Origin of the sequence: Oryzibacillus soli, from assembly GCF_051594765.1 — a bacterium.
Classification (GTDB): Bacteria; Bacillota; Bacilli; order Paenibacillales; family NBRC-103111; genus Paenibacillus_AR.
Genome location: NZ_JBPPGJ010000015.1, coordinates 136,035 through 152,413 on the forward strand (window position 1 = coordinate 136,035; position 16,379 = coordinate 152,413).

Below are 16,379 nucleotides of genomic sequence, written 5' to 3' on the forward strand. Positions count from 1 at the left end.
TCCGGCGCCGGATTCGGCAATCGGAAATGACGAGGCAAGGACGGTGTTCCGATGGGTATAACCACCTTCAAACCGGACCGGATCAAAGTCGTGTTCTTCGACATCAACGAAACGCTGCTGGACCCGGAGAGCACGTTCCGTCAGGCTTTCATGCAGGTATGGAAAGATACGTCGGGCCGATGGGAGACGGACGTGGAACGGCCCTCCGGAGAGGAGGTGTGGGCCGCATACCGGAAGGAGGCGGCGCCCGGAAGAGCGTACGGCCGGATGAGCCTGCCGTACGCCGAGCAGCAGAAGCGCAATGCCGCTGCCTTTGCGGCAGCGCTCCGGCCATGGGGCATCCGATTGCCGGACCATGCCTTGAACGCCTTCTTCCATCGGGTCAGCGAGCAGCAGGAGCGGCGGCCCGTTCTCTATCCGGGCGCGGCGGAAGCGCTGTCCGCCCTCGCGAAGAGCTACAAGGTGGCGATCATCAGCAACGGCATGCAGGAGAAGCAGACCCGGAGGCTGCGTGCGGCAGGCCAGCTTCCGCCTCTACGGGAGGACCGGATGTTCTTCTCCGCCTCCGTGGGAGTACGCAAGCCTCATCCGGCCATCTTCCGCCACGCGCTGGAGCGGATCGGGTACCGTCCCGATCAGGCGGTTATGGTCGGCAACTCCTGGTCCAAGGATGTCCTGGGCGCGATCCAGGTGCATATAAACGCCGTCTGGTTCTGCCCCGGACGCAAACAAAAGCACTTCCGACGGAAGGTCGGAAGCGCCCGGATTCATGTGGTTCAAAGTATGGAGCAGCTGCTCTCCTTGTTCGAGCTCCCGTCCGGACCGCAGCAGCCGTCCAAATAAGCGGCGGTATAAACGCTGCCGTTCCGCGATTTGGACTTCTTCTTCAGGGCGGCTGCCGTCTGGGAGATCCGCTCCAGCGTCGCGGATCCGGCACACAGACAGATGACCAGGGACAGCGAGATGTGCACGCCGTCACTCTCCACCCGGTTCCCGCTCCGGTCAACGGCATAGCTCCATTCCTCTTCCTCGTAGAACAATCCCACCCCCTGCCTGAACCGCCGGATGATCTCCTCACACAGCACCGTCGATTCCTCTGCCTCCGTGATCACGATGAAGTCATCACCGCCGACATGTCCGACGAAATCATGTGGATGTCCGCAGGCCGATGCGGACTGCTGGAGCACATCCGCCGTGAATTGGATGAGCTGGTCCCCCTTCTGGAATCCGTACCGGTCGTTATACCATTTGAAATAGTCCAAGTCAGCGTAGATCACCGAGAAGGGCCTCCCGTCGAACAGCCTCCGGTTCAGCTCCCGGTTGATCTGGGTGTTCCCGGGTAAGCCGGTCAGCGGATTCGCCACCCGCGCCGTCTCCATGCGCAGATTGGTGATCGCCTCCAGCAGGGTCTGGACCGAGGCGATGCCCGACATTTTGTCCTTGGAGGTGATGACGATCCAGTCGTACAGCCGGTTTTTTTCCCGGGACATGGCCATCTGAGACACCTGCTCGATCGGAGAGGTCTCCTCGACGATCAGAGCCTGGCGGTCCATCAGCTGCTCGATGGGCCGGTTCCAATACAAGGAGATGCCGTATTGGCCCGCCAGCTGCTGGAACAGCTTGTCGCGCATGACCACCCCCACCGGCCTCTCCGCATCCACGATCACGGTGCCGCTGGCCTCCTCATGGCTCTTGAAGAAATTCGCCACCTCCGAGATCGGCGTCTTCGGGCCGAAGGTCCGGATGTGGACGGCCAGATGGCCCACGTGCACCAGGCTGTCGAACCCCTGAAGGCGGTTGATGCGCTCGATCTGCGCCGCAACCTCCTCCCGGAGCGGATCCATCTGCGGCACGGGCCGCCCGATGAGGAAGCCCTGGGCATAGTGCACGCCCATCTGCGACAGCTTCTTCAGCTCCTCCCAGCTCTCGATCCCCTCCGCAATCATGCGGATGCTCATCTTCCGGGCGAAGGAGACGAAGGTCTCCAGGATCGTTTCCTTCATCCGGTCTTGATGGATGTTCGTGATCAGCGAACGGTCCACCTTGATAAAATCCGGCTGCAGCTCCGCAATGGCCTGCAGAGAGGAATACCCGGCGCCCGCGTCGTCGATGGCGATCTGGTAGCCTTGGTTGCGGTAGTGCTGGAGAATCCGCTTGGCCGTAGCGAAGTCCTCGATGGAGGTGCGTTCCGTAATCTCGAACACCACATTCCGGGGCTCAATCCCGCACCGCTCCAGCATCTTCAGCGTGTGGCCCGATGCGAATTGGGGATCGTGAATCACGTGAGCGGGGATGTTGATGAACACCCGCTGCTCCCTGCCCAGCCCCAAGCAGCCCTCGATGGCCTTCTCCCGGGCCAGCCGGTCCAGCTCGTACAAGCCTCCCCGCTCCTCCGCATAGCCGAACAGCTCCAAGGGGGAGTGAAACTTGCTGCCCTGGGGGCCCCGGGACAGCGCCTCGTAGCCGAAGATCGAGGCGTCGCTCAAGGAGACGATCGGCTGGTACACGGACGAGATCCTCCGCTCCTCGAGAATGGAGCAGAATTCCTCCCAGACGCTATGATCCTCCTGCAGCGTTGCGGCCTGGTGAATGCTTCGGACCGAGCGCTTCATAGCCTGGTACAGCGCTTCCGCCATGCTTCCCTGCCGGTGCTCCAGGAGGGCGTGGCCCGAATACACTGTCACCGGCTCTCCGCCATTTGCATCCTGCAGACTCGTCTCCAGCCTCTTCTTCAGCTCTGCAGCCAGCCTCTCCAGCTTCCTCGCCGCCACGAACGGCTCCCGCTCCTCCAGCCCGACGAACAGGTACCAATCGTCCCCCATCCGCCGTCCCGCCACCCATTCGCGGCGTTCCTTCATGTATGTATTCAGCCAATCGCCGGTATGCCGGTTGATCCGGTCACAGAAGCTGCGACCCTCTTGAACCAGTCCTCCGTAATCCACCGTATCCAGATGGATAATGCCGATGTTCCCCCGGTCCTTCCTGGTGCTCTCCAGCACCGCGGCAAGCTCCGGATCCTTCGTCAGACTCAGCATGTTGCGATCCCCGCCATTCTACAGAAAAATCCTTCGTTCTCTACAATTGATTGTAAACTTCGACAATCATTGCAGCATTAACGAAGGATTAACTTCATGTAAAATATGAAATTTTGATTAAAAGTTCTATTGATTCAGATCGCTGCGCCGTCCGGTCACCATGAAGATGGTGCCTTCCGCGATGTTGGTCGTATGGTCCGCCACCCGCTCCAGGTAATGGCCCACCATCAAGAGATGGATGAGCTGCTTGTTGCGGATGGGATCAGTGGACATCAACCCGGTGATGTCATAGATGATCTTCGCATAGAGCCGGTCCACCTCGTCGTCCAGCTCAGCCAGAGATGCCGCGCGCTGCACGTTGCCGTCGGCATAAGCGGTGAGGCATTCCCTAAGCATCCGCACGCAATATTCGGCCATCCGCGGAATGTCCTCCAGCGGCTTCACCAGAGGCTCTCCGATCAGGCGCTTGGTGATCCGGGCGATATCTACCGCATGGTCCGCGATCCGCTCCAGATCCACCGCAATCTTGCTGGCCATGCTGATGGTCCGCAGATCTCCCGCCATCGGCTGCTGGAGCGCCACCAGACGGATGCATTGATCCTCAATGTCCAGCATCATATCGTCAATCCGGTCATCCTTCTCGATCAGCTCGATGGCCTTCTTCTCATCCTGCCGGCTCAAGGAATCCACCGCATTGCGGATCTGCTCCTCCACGACCGAGCCCATGTACATCAGCTCATCCTTCAGTTTCTTCAGAGCCAGATGGTAGCTGGAACGACTGTCCATATGTTGTCTCCTCTCACGCTTATCAGCCGAAGCGTCCTGTAATATAGTCTTCCGTGCGCTGGTCGCTCGGAGTGGTGAAGATCTTATCCGTCTTATCCGTTTCCACCAGGATGCCGTTCAGGAAGAAGGAGGTGTGGTCCGAGATCCGGGCCGCCTGCTGCATGTTGTGGGTGACGATAATGATGGTGTACCACTTCTTCAGGTCCTGGGACAGCTCCTCCACCTTCAAGGTGGAGATCGGATCCAGCGCGGAGGTCGGCTCATCCATCAAGAGAACATCGGGCTCCACGGCCAGGAGGCGGGCGATGCACAGCCGCTGCTGCTGTCCGCCGGACAAGCCCAGAGCGGATTTGTTGAGACGGTCCTTGACCTCCTCCCAGAGGGCGGCCTGCTTCAGACTCTTCTCGACGATCTCGTCGAGCACGCTTTTCTTCTTCGTGCCGTGGATCCGGGGGCCGTAGGCAATGTTGTCGTAGATGCTCATGGGGAACGGGTTGGGACGCTGGAAGACCATCCCTACCTTCTTCCGCAGGCTGACCACATCCGTATTCGAATCGTAAATATTATGGCCCTCCACGTTGACTTCGCCGGTAATCTTCACATTCTCGATCAGATCGTTCATCCGGTTCAGAGTCCGCAGGAAGGTGGATTTGCCGCACCCCGACGGACCGATCAGCGCGTTTATGGAATGGCTCTGGATGTTCAAATTTATGTCATGCAGGGCATGATTATCTCCGTAAAAGAGATTCAGATTGCGGACGTTAATTTTCGGCTCCGACATTTATTTCCCTCCTGTGAATCGTTTCGAGATGTAACGGCTTGGCAAGGCGATGAGCAGGTTGAAGGCCAGAACCACGAGCACCAGCAGCGCGGCGCTGCCTTGGGCGATCTGCTTGGCATCGGGCACCAGGGAAGAAGCCTGGACATACCACAGATGGACAGATAGGGTTTCACCCATGGACATGACGTTGAATTCCGGGAAGTTTCTCGCCACGGATACGCCTGCGGTATAGATCAGAATCGCCGATTCGCCCAGCGCACGGCCGGAGACGAGGGTGATGCCTGTGATCAAGGCCGGAAGGGCCGCGGGAATCAGGACCTTCCGGATCGCCTGCCAGCGGGTGGAGCCCAGCGCCAGGGAAGCCTCCCAATAGGACTCCGGCACGGCCCGGAGCGCCTCCTCCGTATTGCGCACCAAGACCGGAAGATTCAGAAGCGCCAGGGAGAGGGCACCGGCCAGGATGGAGAACTTGAAGCCCATCCAGTTCACGAACACCAGCGCCCCGAACAGACCGAATACGATGGAGGGAACCGAGGACAGAGCCTCCACGGAGATGCGCACCAGGTTGGTGAAGCGGTTCTGCTTCGCATACACCGCCAGATAGACGCCTGCGCCCAGTCCGATGGGCATGGCCACCACCATGGACAGGAACAAGACGTAGAACGAGTTGAACAGCATCGGTCCGACGCCTCCGCCCGCCCGGATCTCGCTGGGCTTGCCGAAGATGAACTTGGGGGTCAGGTAGCGGATGCCGGCACCAAGGATTTTGTACAGAAACCAGCCCAGGATCAGAATAATCAGAATCCCCACAACCCACAGCAGCACGGTGGCCGCCTTGTCGAACAGGAGATTGCGTCTTGTGCTCTTGCTCTGAATCACTTCACTTCACTCCTCTTCGACAGGATGCGGATGGCCAGAATGAGCCCGATGGAGATGATGAGCAGCACCAGCGACATGAGGTACAGGGAGTTGTTCCACGCCGTACCGTAGAAGGTCGAAGGCATATCCTTGACGATGGCCGTGGTCAGGACCGTGGTCGAGTCGATCAGGGACTTCGGCATCTGCGGCGCGTTGCCGATGACCATGAATACGGCCATCGTCTCGCCGATGGCCCGTCCCATACCCAGGATGACCGCGGTCAGTATGCCCGGTCTTGCCGCAGGAAGCAGCACCTTCCAGATGGTCTGCCAGCGGGTGGCGCCGAGAGCCAGAGACGCCTCCTCCAGCCGGCCCGGAAGGGAGCGGATCGCATCCTCCGAGATGGAGAGGATGGTCGGCATGATCATGACCGCCAGGATGATGGCGGCGGGCAGAATCCCGTACCCTACAGTGGACGGGAACATTTTGTGCAGCGCCGGGACGATGACCGTCATGCCGATCAAGCCGTAGACGACCGAGGGAATGCCGACGAAGAGGTCCGTGGCCGGGCGCAGAATTTCCCGCATCCACTTGGGGGCCACCTTCGCCATGAAGACGGCGCCGCCCAAGGCCAACGGCAGGGAGAGCAGGACGGACAGCAGCGTTAAGACGATGGTGCTGAACAGGAATGGAAAGGCCCCGAACTTGTTCTCGCTAGGGGTCCAATCCAGGGAGAAGAAGAACTCCGCCGGAGATACCTCCGTGAAGGTCTGCAGGCCCTGATACCCGACGAAGGCGATCAGTGTGAAGATGATGGCGGATACGACCACCGCGCTTCCGATGAAGACCCCTCTCATCATCACATCTTGTCCTAATTGAAATTTCAGCCAATTCCGGGATTGCTTCAGCTTCTTATCTTGCTTCTCGTTGGTTGTCGACAGACTCTCTGCCACGATGGACAACGAAATGACCTCCTTCAACGTTCCGCTTTCTTTGATTTCATTGTACAGGGCCAGTGTTTTTGGCATGTTAATCAATTGTAAAGACAATGTAAAGCTTTCGGATCCGACAAAAAAGCGCCGGTTCACAGATGAACCGGCGCTTTCGTAGGGTGCTCGCAGCTATCGCGTCCCTATTATTTTTTCAGCAGGCTGGCGGGCAGGAAGCCCAGCTCTTCCACCTTGGACTTGGTTTTGCCGGCAGCCGGCTTCTGGAAATCGTCGCTCATGATGTAATCGATGAAGGCCTTGACGGCGCCCTTCGGCTCGCCTTTGGTGTACATATGCTCTTGGCCGAACAGCGGGTACTTGCCGTCCTTGATGGAATCGGCGGAGAAGGCTACGCCTTCGAACTTCACGGCCTTCAGGGTGTTGTCGATGTACGGAGTGTCAATGTAACCGATCGCGCCGGAGGTGGTAGCAACGGAGGTCTTCATCGCACCGGACTCGGCTTGCTGGATACCGTCCTTAGTGAAGGACTTGTCGCCCATTACGATCTGCTGAACCAGCTTGCGGGAGCCGGAGGAATCCGGACGGTGCACGACAGTGATCTTCAGGTCCTTGCCGCCGACGTCCTTCCAGTTGGTGATCTTGCCGGAGAAGATGTCTTGGGCTTGGGCTTTGGTCAGGTTGTCGACGTTCACGTCGTTGTTCACGATGATCGCAAACGGAGCGACGGCCACGATATGATCCACCAGGCCTTTGTCCTTGTACTCGTCGCCAGCGGCTACGTCGGAGTTGCCGATGTCGGAGGTGCCGTCCGCTACGTTCTTCAGACCGGTGCCGGAGCCGCCGCCTGTTACGTTGATCGTTGCTTTCGGATTCTTAGCCATGAAGTCTTCAGCCGCAGCCTTCACCAGCGGAAGCAGGGCGCTGGAGCCGGATGCAGAGGCGGTGCCTTCTACTTGCGGTGCTGCCGGCTTGGCGGAAGCTGCCGCGGATGCTGCCGGGCTGGTTGCAGTTGTAGCAGCCGGGCTAGCGCTGCTGCCCGTCGTTTTCTCATCTTTATCGCCGCATGCAGCGAGAACCCCCATCATCATTACAGAAGCAAGTGCAAGGCTAACCATCTTTTTCGACATGTCAACATGTCCTCCCTCGTGTTTTTGTTTACGAAACCTATCGTAGCAATCATTTGTTAATGGAAAACACGTCTTTCGTAAACGCGATGTTAAAAAAATGGACGACTTCTGGAGGCATGAAATTGCGGAATTGTCGAAGTTTTGGGGTTTTACACGAAGTTTACAAACCTCTGCGTGACAGTTGATCTTGGGATTATATAGTAAGGGGGATGATGCTTAAGGACTAAAGGACTATATTGAAGGAGGACCTTCTCTCATGGCAAAGCTTCCGTTCCGATTCACGCTCAAAACGCGTCTGATCGCGAGCTTCACGCTCATCACCCTCGTCTTCGCCGGTGTCGCCCTCTATAACTCGACCCTCTTAGGCCGCATCCATAGCGCCTCGGAGGAGCAGCAGAGTAAGACGGAGCTTCAACTTAAGGCGCTTGAATTCAAGGGCACCGCCCAGGATATTAAGGATATCGCCTCGGGCCTCATGATCTCCCGGAAGCCGGAGTTCGTCGACAAATACAAGGCCAAGCGGCCGGTCTTCCAGCAAACGGTCAAAGATATTGCGGATACCGCCGTCACCGAGGAGCAGCTGAAATGGCGGAGCCAGCTCATCATGGCCTCCACGGATTACCTCAATATGTTCGACCAGGCGGTTTCCATCCTGTCTGACAAGAGCCTGAAGGAGATCGATGTCCAGAAGAACACAGAATACCTATATGAAGAGACCCAGAAGCAGCGGGACAAAATCTTCGAGCTGGTGGACAAGTTCTACCAGGATTACAGCAAGGACGCGGCGGAAGCCACGGGGGTGGCCAAGAAGAAGATCGATACGGCCCGTTCCGTCATGAACGCAGCCACTTGGTTCGTCCTCCTGCTATCCGGAGCTATCGCCGCGGTCATCATCCTGAGCTTCACCCGCAAGATCAACCGGCTGCAGGCCGCAGTGGCCACCATCGCCAAGGGAGATCTATCCCACACTATCGGGAGCGGCTCGGGAGACGACGATGAGCTGGGGCAGCTTAGCCGGGACTTCGACTCCATGGTGGAGAAGGTCCGGACCATGCTGTCGCACACCAAGAGCATCGCGGCGTCCTTGTCCGAACAGTCGGGCCGCTTCGAGCGCTTCTCCGGCGATACGGCAACGGCCAACTCCCATATTCTGACGGCCGTGCACGAGATCGCCCAGGGCGCCGACCAGCAGGCGAAGCACGCGGAGGACAGCTCCTCCATTATCGAGGAGCTGGACGCGGAGATGAGCGTGATCTGGGAAGCCGCCGAGGCCATGCGCCAGACGAATGCGACTGCGGAGGGCAACACCCGCATCGGCAAAAGCTCTATGGCGGACCTTCAGGCCGCCGCAGGCGAGACCGCCCGGACCATCGCTCAGGTCCGCAGCGCCATCTCTCACCTAGGCGCCAGCTCCAAGCAGATCGACCGGATCGTCAATTCGATTACGGAAATCTCGGCGCAGACCAATATCTTGGCCTTGAACGCCGCGATTGAGGCGGCCCGGGCCGGCGCCCAAGGCCGCGGCTTCTCCGTCATCGCCGAGGAGGTCCGGGTGCTGTCCCAAGAGGCGGGCGATTCATCCAAGAGCATCAGCCAAACCATCGGCAGCCTCCAGAAGCAGATCGCCGAATTGGAGCGCTCGATCCAGGAAGCGCAGGAGGTTCTGGAGAATCAGGACGGCCAGGTTATGCGCACCCTCCGGTCCTTCCAGGCTATTGAGGAGTCCATGCAGGAGGTTACCAGCCGGATCGACAGCATCTATGACAAGCTGGAGGGGGCCAAGGAACGGAACCGGATGCTGGTGGGCAAGGTCCAGCACGTGGCCGCCGTCGCGGAGGAAACCGCGGCCGGCGTTCAGGAGATGACCTCCACCTCCATCGAGCAGGATGCCAGCATCCGCCGCATTGCCGAGCAGGCCCAGGAGATCCGGGAGTATTCGGAGAGTCTGTTCCGGGAGATCAGCCAATTCCGGGTTGAGGCGGAGGAGGAGCGGCTGCGAGCGGCGGAGGAATCCAGGGCGGTGCTGATCGGGTGATTGAAGTTTCGTCCGAACTTGAAAAAAAGCGGCCGGTCAGGCATTCGCCTGAACCAACCGCTTGAGCTGGGCTGCCGAGGCAGCCCTTTTTGCCGCTTACTTGCCATCCTCCACGCGCTTGCGCCATTCGGAATAGTACAGAACGCCCGGCATCTGGACCGGCGCATCCGGCAGCATCGACAGGAACTCCAACAGATTCCCGTCCGGGTCCTCAAAATATACGGTCACCGCCGGCATCCACGGATGAACGATCGGCTCCTTGGGCTCCCGCCCGAACTGGGGCACCAGCGGAATTCCCCGCTCCGCCAGCCACTGCTCCGCCTGGAGCAGCTGCTCCAGCTCCACCTGGAAGGCGAAGTGCTGCTTCTTCAGCGTCTGCCCTTCGCCGGTGAGCCACAAGCCCAATAGCTGCTGTCCCGGCTCCGTAATCCAGAAAAAGGCGCCTTTGGCATGCTTCAGGCCCAAGGTCAGCCCCAGCTTCGAATAAAACTCTACCGACCGCTCCAGATCGGAAATCTCCAGGTGAGTCTCATACAAGCCGCCAATCATCTTCCCGGTTGTCATCCTGCTGTTCCCTCCCCATATGGAGCTTACAGGCTGGCCGCCTTCTCGATCTCGAGGCAGGCCATGATGAACGAGCCGTAGCCCTTCGGATCGTCCTGACGGATGATCTCGCCCACATAGTAGGCGTAGGAGCCGTCACGGTACGGCTTGTTGCCGAGGCCGGCCACGCCGCAGATGTGGTTCAGGTGCAGCTCGCCGTCTTCGGTCTTCTCGACACAGCGGTCCAAGAGACCCTGGAACCCTTTACGCGCAGATTCCAGCGCGTCCTGTCCCAGATAGCCCATGCGTGCGCCCTTGGCGAAGGCGCAGACGAACATGGAGGTGGCGGAGGCTTCGAGGTAGTTGCCTGCACGGGTGCCTTGATCCATCACCTGGTACCACATGCCGCTCTCCGGGTCCTGTACCTTCATGATCGCGTTGGCCAGACGGTGGAAGATGCCGACAATCTCGCCGCGCTTCGGATGGTTCAGCGGGAGGTCGTCCAGCACGTCCACCACTGCCATCATGAACCAGCCGACGGCACGTCCCCAGAAGTGCGGGGAGCAGCCGGTCACCTTGTCTGCCCATGCCTCTTCCTTGGATTCATCCCAGCCATGGTAGAGGAGTCCTGTGCGCGGATCCCGGGAAACCTTCTCCATCAGGAGAATCTCATGCGCAACGTCATCGAACCACTCCGGCTTATTGTACACCTTCCCGTACTTGGACAGCAGCGGGGAGGTCATATAAACTCCGTCCAGCCACATCTGGAACGGATAGATTTTCTTATGCCACAAGCCGCCCTCGCTGGTTCTCGGATGGCTCTCCATCTGGGTGATCAGGTGCTCCAGCGCCTTCTTGTATTTCTCCTCGCCGGTGGTCTCGATCAGCACGAACAAGCCCTTGCCTTGGTTCACCTGGTCTACATTGTATTCGTTCAGATCATAGGTATCGATGGAGCCGTCTTCTTTAATGAAGAGGTCCATGTTTTCTTTGATGTACGTATAGTAACGCTCGTCCCCGGTTTCCCGCCACAGGCGCTCCAGCGCGGTCATGATGACCCCGTTCTCGTAATTCCAATTTCTCTTCTTCTGAAAAGGCATATCCGATACGATCGGATAGCGCCGGATAAAGGAATCGGTCATCGCGACAGACCATCTTTGGTTCATCATTGCATCTCCTTCGGTTATATTCATGGAACAGGAACTTTCATCCATGCACCATTATATCGGGTTCCTGCATGGGAATACAGCTATTCTGCAAAAAATCCGATTTTCGTCAAGAAAATTGAAGATTTTTGTTCCAACTACGGAAATGCTATAGGATGCTGGGAAAGCGAATTCCCACGAGCCCGGCCCAGATGCGGAGGTGATGAAGGATTGGAACATATGCAGTCCGAATCGGATATCGAGATCTGCACCCGCTTGGAAGACGCATCCGGGGCGTTCTACGGTGCGGTGATTCCACCGCTGTACGGCAACAGCCTGTTTGTGTTTCCCACTGTAGAGGAATATATCCAGGCCCGCAAGGAGGAGCACCGGCATTATGTCTATTGGCGTGGAACCAACCCGACCGTCGAGATCGCAGAACGTAAGCTTGCCGCCTTGGAACGAGGGGAAAGCTGCAAGCTGTTTGCTTCCGGTATGGCCGCTCTCACTGCTGCGCTGCTCGGCTCACTCCGGGCAGGAGACCATGTGGTCTGTATCTGCCATGTCTATGAGGAAACGAAGAAGCTTCTTCACTATCTTAACAAGTTCGGGATCTCTTATACGATGACTTCTTCGGTTTCCCTGCCCGATATCGAGGCGGCCGCCCGTCCGGAAACCAAGCTGGTCCTGCTCGAGAGTCCCACCTCCTTCACTTTCCGGTTAGTGGATCTGGAAGGAGTCGTCCGGCTGGCCAAGGACCGGGGCTTCAAAACCATCATCGACAACACCTGGGCAACCCCTCTCTATCAAAAGCCTCTGCCGGCGGGCATCGACCTGGCTGTTCATTCCGTCTCCAAGTACTTGGGGGGCCATAGCGATCTGGTCGGGGGAGCGGTAATCGGCAGCAGCCGGGAGCTGGAGAGCCTCTTCTACCAGGAATATCTGCTATTGGGCGCCGCATTGGCTCCCTACGAGGCCGGACAGCTCCTAAAGGGACTGCGCACCCTTCCGCTCCGCATGGAAGCCCACCGCAGAAACGCCTTAGAGGTAGCGGAGTTTCTGGAACGCCATCCTGCCGTCGCCCGTGTGAACCACCCGGGACTTCCCAGCCATCCTGATTACAAGCTGGCCTTGAAGCAGATGAGCGGCACCACGGGACTATTCAGTTTCGAGCTGAACGAAGCTTCCTTCGAGACAGTAGCCCGGGTCATCAACCGGCTGCAGCGATTCCAGATCGGCGTATCCTGGGGCTCCTTCGAGAGCCTCGTCTTGTCGCCCAATGAAGGTACCAACGAAGAGCAGCTCCTTTCAGAAGGGATCAGCCCGGGGCTCATCCGGCTTTCCATCGGTCTGGAGGACACGGAAGCGCTGATCCGGGACCTGGACCAGGCTCTGTCCGGAGCATGAAGAAGCCCGCCCCGGCCGGAGTCTGGTTCCGGCAAGGACGGGCTGTTGGGGATAGGGGGCGATGGGGTCTTGTTACTTCTGCTGCTGCAAGAGCTTGATCCGGTACGCTTCGGTTTCCAGGGCGCGGATATCCTCCAGCTCCTGCTCGGTCAGCACTTTCGGCGTTCCGGCTGCCTTGGCCAAGAGGTAGATCCGGGCACTCTCCTCCACCACCTCGGTCCGGTAGTAGGCTTCCCGAAGGTTGCGGCCCACCGTGACGAGACCGTGGTTGCCGAGGAGCAGGGTGGTGTAGGTATTGATCTTCTCCTTCACTGCATGGGCCAGAAGCTCCGTCGTCGGGATGACATAAGGAATGAAGCCGGTTTTACCGGTCAGAGCCGCTTGGTCGGGGAACATAATCGGCAGATCCTCGCCGATCAGTCCGAAGGCGATGGAGTAGGCCGGATGCGTGTGCACCATGGCGCCGATGGAAGGATTCACCTGATAGCCGTACAGGTGCATCAGCACCTCGGAGGATGCCCGGAGACCTGGAGGCGCGTCGATGGTGCCGTCCTGGATGGACACGGCCACCCACTGCTCCGGCTCGATCTCCTCCAGCGCGAAGCCGCTGGGGGATACCAGCATGGTATCGCCGTCGCGTGCGCTGATGTTGCCGCCGGGGCCGACGACCATGCCCTTGGCCACGATTTTTCTCGCATACTTGCATAACTCTTCACGCACGTTGGTCGTTTGCATGGTTCTCCCTCCGTCTATGGACGATTTCTTATTTGTACAGCGGACCGAAGTTGGCGCAGGCTCTGTAGTCGGCACTTTCCGGATGGTCGGTGCCGTGCAAGCCCCATGCCTTGGGACGGAAGATCCGCTCTGCCGGCACGTTATGCATATTGACCGGAATCCGCAGCATGGCGGCCAGGGTGATCAGATCTCCACCAATATGGCCGTAGCTGATAGCTCCATGGTTGGCGCCCCAGTTGTCCATAACGTTGTAGACGGAAGTGAAGGCACCGCTGCCGGTCAGAATGGGAGCGAACCAAGTCGTCGGCCAGGTCGGGTCGGTGCGGCGGTCCAGCTTGTCGTGCACATCCTCAGGCAGGTCGACGGAGTAGCCCTCGGCGATCTGAAGGACCGGTCCCACACCCTTCAGCAGATTGATCCGGGCCATCGTGACCGGCATGCCGCCGCGGGTCAGGAAGTCCGAGGAATAGCCGCCTCCGCGGAAGTACTCGACAGACGCCGGTCGCCAGGAAGTCGCCTTCAGACACTTGTCGGCCTCCTCTTCCGTGATCTCCCAGTGCGGCTTCATGGCCGGTTGTCCGTCGCGGGACTGCTCTCCCGTTCCGTCCAAGGCAGCCGGGCCGGAGTTAATCAGGTGAAGGATGCCGCCCGCTGCGGCGCCCTGCAGCCGATGGCCCGTAACGCGCTCCACCGCTTCGGGGCTCCAGTAGGTCCGGACGTCCGCGAAGATCTGGGCGGTGTGGGTCATGAGGTAGCCGAATAGCATGGTGGCGCCGTTCAGAGCGTCATTCTCGGTCGCGACAATATAGGGGGAACGGATGCCGTTCCAATCGAAGGAGCTGTTCAGGATCGCTTCAAGGAAGTCGCCGTTCGGGAAGTGGTCCGTCCACTGGCGCTGCCCCTGGAAGCCGGAGACGATGGCGTTGTGACCGTTGGCCTCCTCCCCGAAGCCCAGCTCCGCAAGACGCGGGTTGCCGATCATCAGGTCCCGTGCGATGAGGGTCATCTTCACGACCGTTTCCCAGTCCTTATCCTTGCGTTCCCGGGAGGTCTGGATGTGAGGCGGATTGTTGTCCGGGCCTTCCACGCAGTGCTCCTTCACCCACGCGAGCGCTTTCTCGTACTCCGCTGTATCATAGATGCCTTCGTCCATCCTGCGGACGAATTCGGACATATCCACGTACTCATTGCGCATGCCCAGATACTCCTGGAAGAAGCGCTCATCGACGATGGAGCCGGCGATGCCCATGGAGACCGAGCCCATGGAGAGATATGATTTGCCCCGCATCAGGGCTACGGCCAAGCCGGCGCGTGCAAAGCCGATCAGCTTCCCTTTGACGTCATCCGGAATGGTCTTGTCGCCGATGTCCTGTACGTCCTTGCCATAGATGCCGAAGGCAGGGATGCCCTTCTGCGCATAACCGGCCAGCACGGCAGCCAGATAGACCGCACCGGGGCGCTCTGTGCCGTTGAAGCCCCATACGGCTTGGGGAATGGAAGCGTCCATGTCCATGGTTTCCGAGCCGTAGCACCAGCAGGGAGTGACAGTTATCGATAACCCTACACCTGCGGCTGCGAACTTCTTGGCAGCTGCCGAAGCCTCCGCCACGCCGCCGATACAAGTGTCGGCCACCACGCATTCCACCGGGCTGCCGTCCGGGTAACGCAGCTCCGAGGACAGGAATTGGGCTACGCTCAGGGCCATGCCCATCGTCGTATCCTCCAGGGATTCCCGAACGCCGTTGCGCCTTCCGTCAATCGTGGGACGAATGCCGATCTTCGGAAATCCGCCCTGCCATCTGTATTGCTCCATCATGAATGATCCCTCCGCAAGAAAATGTGTTATCGGTAACCCTAAATTAGCAGTTTCCCCCCTTGCTGTCAATCCTAATCTTCTGTAAGATGAAACTATCATTTGTCGAAAAGGTGCTCACCCTATGGTAACCATATACGATATCGCCAAGAGAGCCAACGTATCCGCCATGACCGTCTCGCGGGTCATCAACAACAAGGGCCGCATCAGCGACAAGACCCGGGCCAAGGTCAAGCGGATCATGGAGGAATTGAACTACGTCCCCAATGAGATGGCCCGAAGCCTGGTCCTCCGGGAGACACAGGTGCTGTTCCTGCTGATTACGGATATTACGAATCCCTTCTTCACCACCCTGGCCCGCGGCGCCGAGGATGCCGCCAATAAGATGGGCTACCGGGTGCTCTTCGGCAACAGCGACGAGAGCTTGGATAAGGAACGCGAATATGTGGACACGATCCTGAAATCCCGGGTTGACGGCGTCCTGCTGGCGCCCGCAGGAGACCGTTCCCTGCCCCAGCTGGAGATACTCCGCTCCCGCAACGTTCCCTTCGTCCTGCTGGACCGGGAGGTGCCCGGCATCCAGAGCGACGTGGTGCTGGGTGACAGCAAGGAGGGAACCCGAATGCTCATGGAGCATATTCTCGGAAGAGGCCATCGCCGGATCGCCCTCGTGAACGGTTCCCATGAGGTGTCCAGCGCCCGGCTCCGGCACGCCGGCTACCGGGAAGCGCTGAAGCTGGCGGACCTGCCTTACGCCGAGGAGCAGGTGCTGGAGCTGGATTACGCTCCCCGCAGCAGCCGCAAGCGGATCGCAGAGTGGCTCACCGCCCTGGACCCCAAGCCGACCGCCATTCTCTGCGGCAATAACATGCTGGCTGTCCAGACGGTACAGGCCATCCGCGATTGCGGCTTGGAGGTGCCCGGCGACATCTCCATCGCCTGCTTCGACGATCTGGGCCCCGTAGGCGAGATCGATCCGTTCCTGACGGTGGCTGCCCAGCAGGCTTACCAATTCGGCTATGCCGGCATGCAGCTGCTCATCGAGCGCATCGCCAGCCGGGAGGAGCTGGAGCCTGCCTGGAAGAAGATCATCCTGCCTGCAGAGATTCTCGTCCGCAAATCCGTATCCATCCTCCACCACTCCGATCTTCATACTTGAAAATA

14 protein-coding genes are annotated in these 16,379 nt (G+C 59.1%); 4 read left to right on the forward strand and 10 right to left on the reverse strand.

Annotation, left to right across the window (positions count from 1 at the left end; genetic code table 11):
• The first annotated feature begins 51 nt into the window (after window positions 1–51).
• Entirely contained in the window at window positions 52–843 is a 792-nt protein-coding gene (locus tag ACSEXW_RS20150) for an HAD family hydrolase (RefSeq protein ID WP_438447973.1), read from the forward strand.
• On the opposite strand, the gene ACSEXW_RS20155 is transcribed toward ACSEXW_RS20150, so the two are convergent.
• The 6 genes from ACSEXW_RS20155 to ACSEXW_RS20180 all read right to left on the reverse strand — a co-directional run bounded on the left by ACSEXW_RS20155 (window position 777) and on the right by ACSEXW_RS20180 (window position 7,537).
• Window positions 777–3,035: a GGDEF domain-containing protein gene (locus ACSEXW_RS20155; RefSeq protein ID WP_438447974.1), complete on the reverse strand. Its 2,259-nt coding sequence runs from the start codon at window positions 3,033–3,035 to the stop codon at window positions 777–779. The two genes, ACSEXW_RS20150 and ACSEXW_RS20155, sit on opposite strands and share 67 nt — an antisense overlap.
• 126 nt (window positions 3,036–3,161) lie before the next feature.
• Window positions 3,162–3,821 carry a phosphate signaling complex protein PhoU gene (gene phoU / locus ACSEXW_RS20160; protein ID WP_438447975.1) on the reverse strand — a complete coding sequence of 220 codons (660 nt, stop codon included), beginning with the start codon at window positions 3,819–3,821 and terminating at the stop codon, window positions 3,162–3,164.
• Between the two features lie 22 nt (window positions 3,822–3,843).
• The gene (gene pstB / locus ACSEXW_RS20165) at window positions 3,844–4,602 is read right to left on the reverse strand and encodes a phosphate ABC transporter ATP-binding protein PstB (protein WP_438447976.1); all 759 of its coding nucleotides are present in this window, start codon (window positions 4,600–4,602) and stop codon (window positions 3,844–3,846) included.
• Window positions 4,603–5,478, reverse strand: a complete 876-nt coding sequence (gene pstA, locus ACSEXW_RS20170; protein WP_438448009.1) for a phosphate ABC transporter permease PstA — start codon at window positions 5,476–5,478, stop codon at window positions 4,603–4,605.
• Window positions 5,478–6,413: a phosphate ABC transporter permease subunit PstC gene (pstC, locus tag ACSEXW_RS20175; protein ID WP_438448010.1), complete on the reverse strand. Its 936-nt coding sequence runs from the start codon at window positions 6,411–6,413 to the stop codon at window positions 5,478–5,480. Before pstC ends, pstA begins: the two co-directional genes overlap by 1 nt.
• A gap of 182 nt (window positions 6,414–6,595) precedes the next feature.
• Window positions 6,596–7,537 (reverse strand): phosphate ABC transporter substrate-binding protein, encoded by a 942-nt coding sequence (locus ACSEXW_RS20180; protein ID WP_438447977.1) that lies wholly within the window; start codon window positions 7,535–7,537, stop codon window positions 6,596–6,598.
• Between the two features lie 256 nt (window positions 7,538–7,793).
• Here ACSEXW_RS20180 and ACSEXW_RS20185 point away from each other — a divergent pair, with 256 nt between their 5' ends.
• Complete coding sequence (locus ACSEXW_RS20185) at window positions 7,794–9,572, forward strand: methyl-accepting chemotaxis protein (RefSeq protein WP_438447978.1); 1,779 nt, start codon at window positions 7,794–7,796, stop codon at window positions 9,570–9,572.
• Between the two features lie 96 nt (window positions 9,573–9,668).
• Here the strand turns inward: ACSEXW_RS20185 and ACSEXW_RS20190 are convergent, their stop codons facing one another.
• Both ACSEXW_RS20190 and ACSEXW_RS20195 read right to left on the reverse strand, forming a co-directional pair.
• Window positions 9,669–10,136: a VOC family protein gene (locus ACSEXW_RS20190; RefSeq protein WP_438447979.1), complete on the reverse strand. Its 468-nt coding sequence runs from the start codon at window positions 10,134–10,136 to the stop codon at window positions 9,669–9,671.
• Window positions 10,137–10,162: 26 nt separating this feature from the next.
• Window positions 10,163–11,281 (reverse strand): glycoside hydrolase family 88/105 protein, encoded by a 1,119-nt coding sequence (locus tag ACSEXW_RS20195; RefSeq protein WP_438447980.1) that lies wholly within the window; start codon window positions 11,279–11,281, stop codon window positions 10,163–10,165.
• 219 nt (window positions 11,282–11,500) lie between these two features.
• Between ACSEXW_RS20195 and ACSEXW_RS20200 the strand changes: the two genes are divergently transcribed.
• Complete coding sequence (locus ACSEXW_RS20200) at window positions 11,501–12,667, forward strand: trans-sulfuration enzyme family protein (RefSeq protein WP_438448011.1); 1,167 nt, start codon at window positions 11,501–11,503, stop codon at window positions 12,665–12,667.
• A gap of 72 nt (window positions 12,668–12,739) precedes the next feature.
• Here ACSEXW_RS20200 and ACSEXW_RS20205 read toward each other — a convergent pair whose 3' ends face one another.
• Together ACSEXW_RS20205 and ACSEXW_RS20210 are read right to left on the reverse strand one after the other, a co-directional pair.
• Window positions 12,740–13,402: a class II aldolase/adducin family protein gene (locus tag ACSEXW_RS20205; protein ID WP_438447981.1), complete on the reverse strand. Its 663-nt coding sequence runs from the start codon at window positions 13,400–13,402 to the stop codon at window positions 12,740–12,742.
• A 28-nt stretch (window positions 13,403–13,430) separates the two neighbouring features.
• Window positions 13,431–15,218, reverse strand: a complete 1,788-nt coding sequence (locus tag ACSEXW_RS20210; RefSeq protein WP_438447982.1) for an L-fucose isomerase — start codon at window positions 15,216–15,218, stop codon at window positions 13,431–13,433.
• Window positions 15,219–15,339: 121 nt separating this feature from the next.
• Here ACSEXW_RS20210 and ACSEXW_RS20215 point away from each other — a divergent pair, with 121 nt between their 5' ends.
• Window positions 15,340–16,374 (forward strand): LacI family DNA-binding transcriptional regulator, encoded by a 1,035-nt coding sequence (locus tag ACSEXW_RS20215; RefSeq protein WP_438447983.1) that lies wholly within the window; start codon window positions 15,340–15,342, stop codon window positions 16,372–16,374.
• Window positions 16,375–16,379 lie beyond the last annotated feature (5 nt).

What these genes read in the sequence shown, in the direction of transcription:
- ACSEXW_RS20150 (WP_438447973.1), top strand. Translation starts at nt 52, where the DNA reads ATGGGTATAACCACCTTCAAACCGGACCGGATCAAAGTCGTGTTCTTC.
- ACSEXW_RS20155 (WP_438447974.1), bottom strand. Translation starts at nt 3,035, where the DNA reads ATGCTGAGTCTGACGAAGGATCCGGAGCTTGCCGCGGTGCTGGAGAGC.
- phoU (WP_438447975.1), bottom strand. Translation starts at nt 3,821, where the DNA reads ATGGACAGTCGTTCCAGCTACCATCTGGCTCTGAAGAAACTGAAGGAT.
- pstB (WP_438447976.1), bottom strand. Translation starts at nt 4,602, where the DNA reads ATGTCGGAGCCGAAAATTAACGTCCGCAATCTGAATCTCTTTTACGGA.
- ACSEXW_RS20180 (WP_438447977.1), bottom strand. Translation starts at nt 7,537, where the DNA reads ATGTCGAAAAAGATGGTTAGCCTTGCACTTGCTTCTGTAATGATGATG.
- ACSEXW_RS20185 (WP_438447978.1), top strand. Translation starts at nt 7,794, where the DNA reads ATGGCAAAGCTTCCGTTCCGATTCACGCTCAAAACGCGTCTGATCGCG.
- ACSEXW_RS20190 (WP_438447979.1), bottom strand. Translation starts at nt 10,136, where the DNA reads ATGACAACCGGGAAGATGATTGGCGGCTTGTATGAGACTCACCTGGAG.
- ACSEXW_RS20195 (WP_438447980.1), bottom strand. Translation starts at nt 11,281, where the DNA reads ATGAACCAAAGATGGTCTGTCGCGATGACCGATTCCTTTATCCGGCGC.
- ACSEXW_RS20200 (WP_438448011.1), top strand. Translation starts at nt 11,501, where the DNA reads ATGCAGTCCGAATCGGATATCGAGATCTGCACCCGCTTGGAAGACGCA.
- ACSEXW_RS20205 (WP_438447981.1), bottom strand. Translation starts at nt 13,402, where the DNA reads ATGCAAACGACCAACGTGCGTGAAGAGTTATGCAAGTATGCGAGAAAA.
- ACSEXW_RS20210 (WP_438447982.1), bottom strand. Translation starts at nt 15,218, where the DNA reads ATGATGGAGCAATACAGATGGCAGGGCGGATTTCCGAAGATCGGCATT.
- ACSEXW_RS20215 (WP_438447983.1), top strand. Translation starts at nt 15,340, where the DNA reads ATGGTAACCATATACGATATCGCCAAGAGAGCCAACGTATCCGCCATG.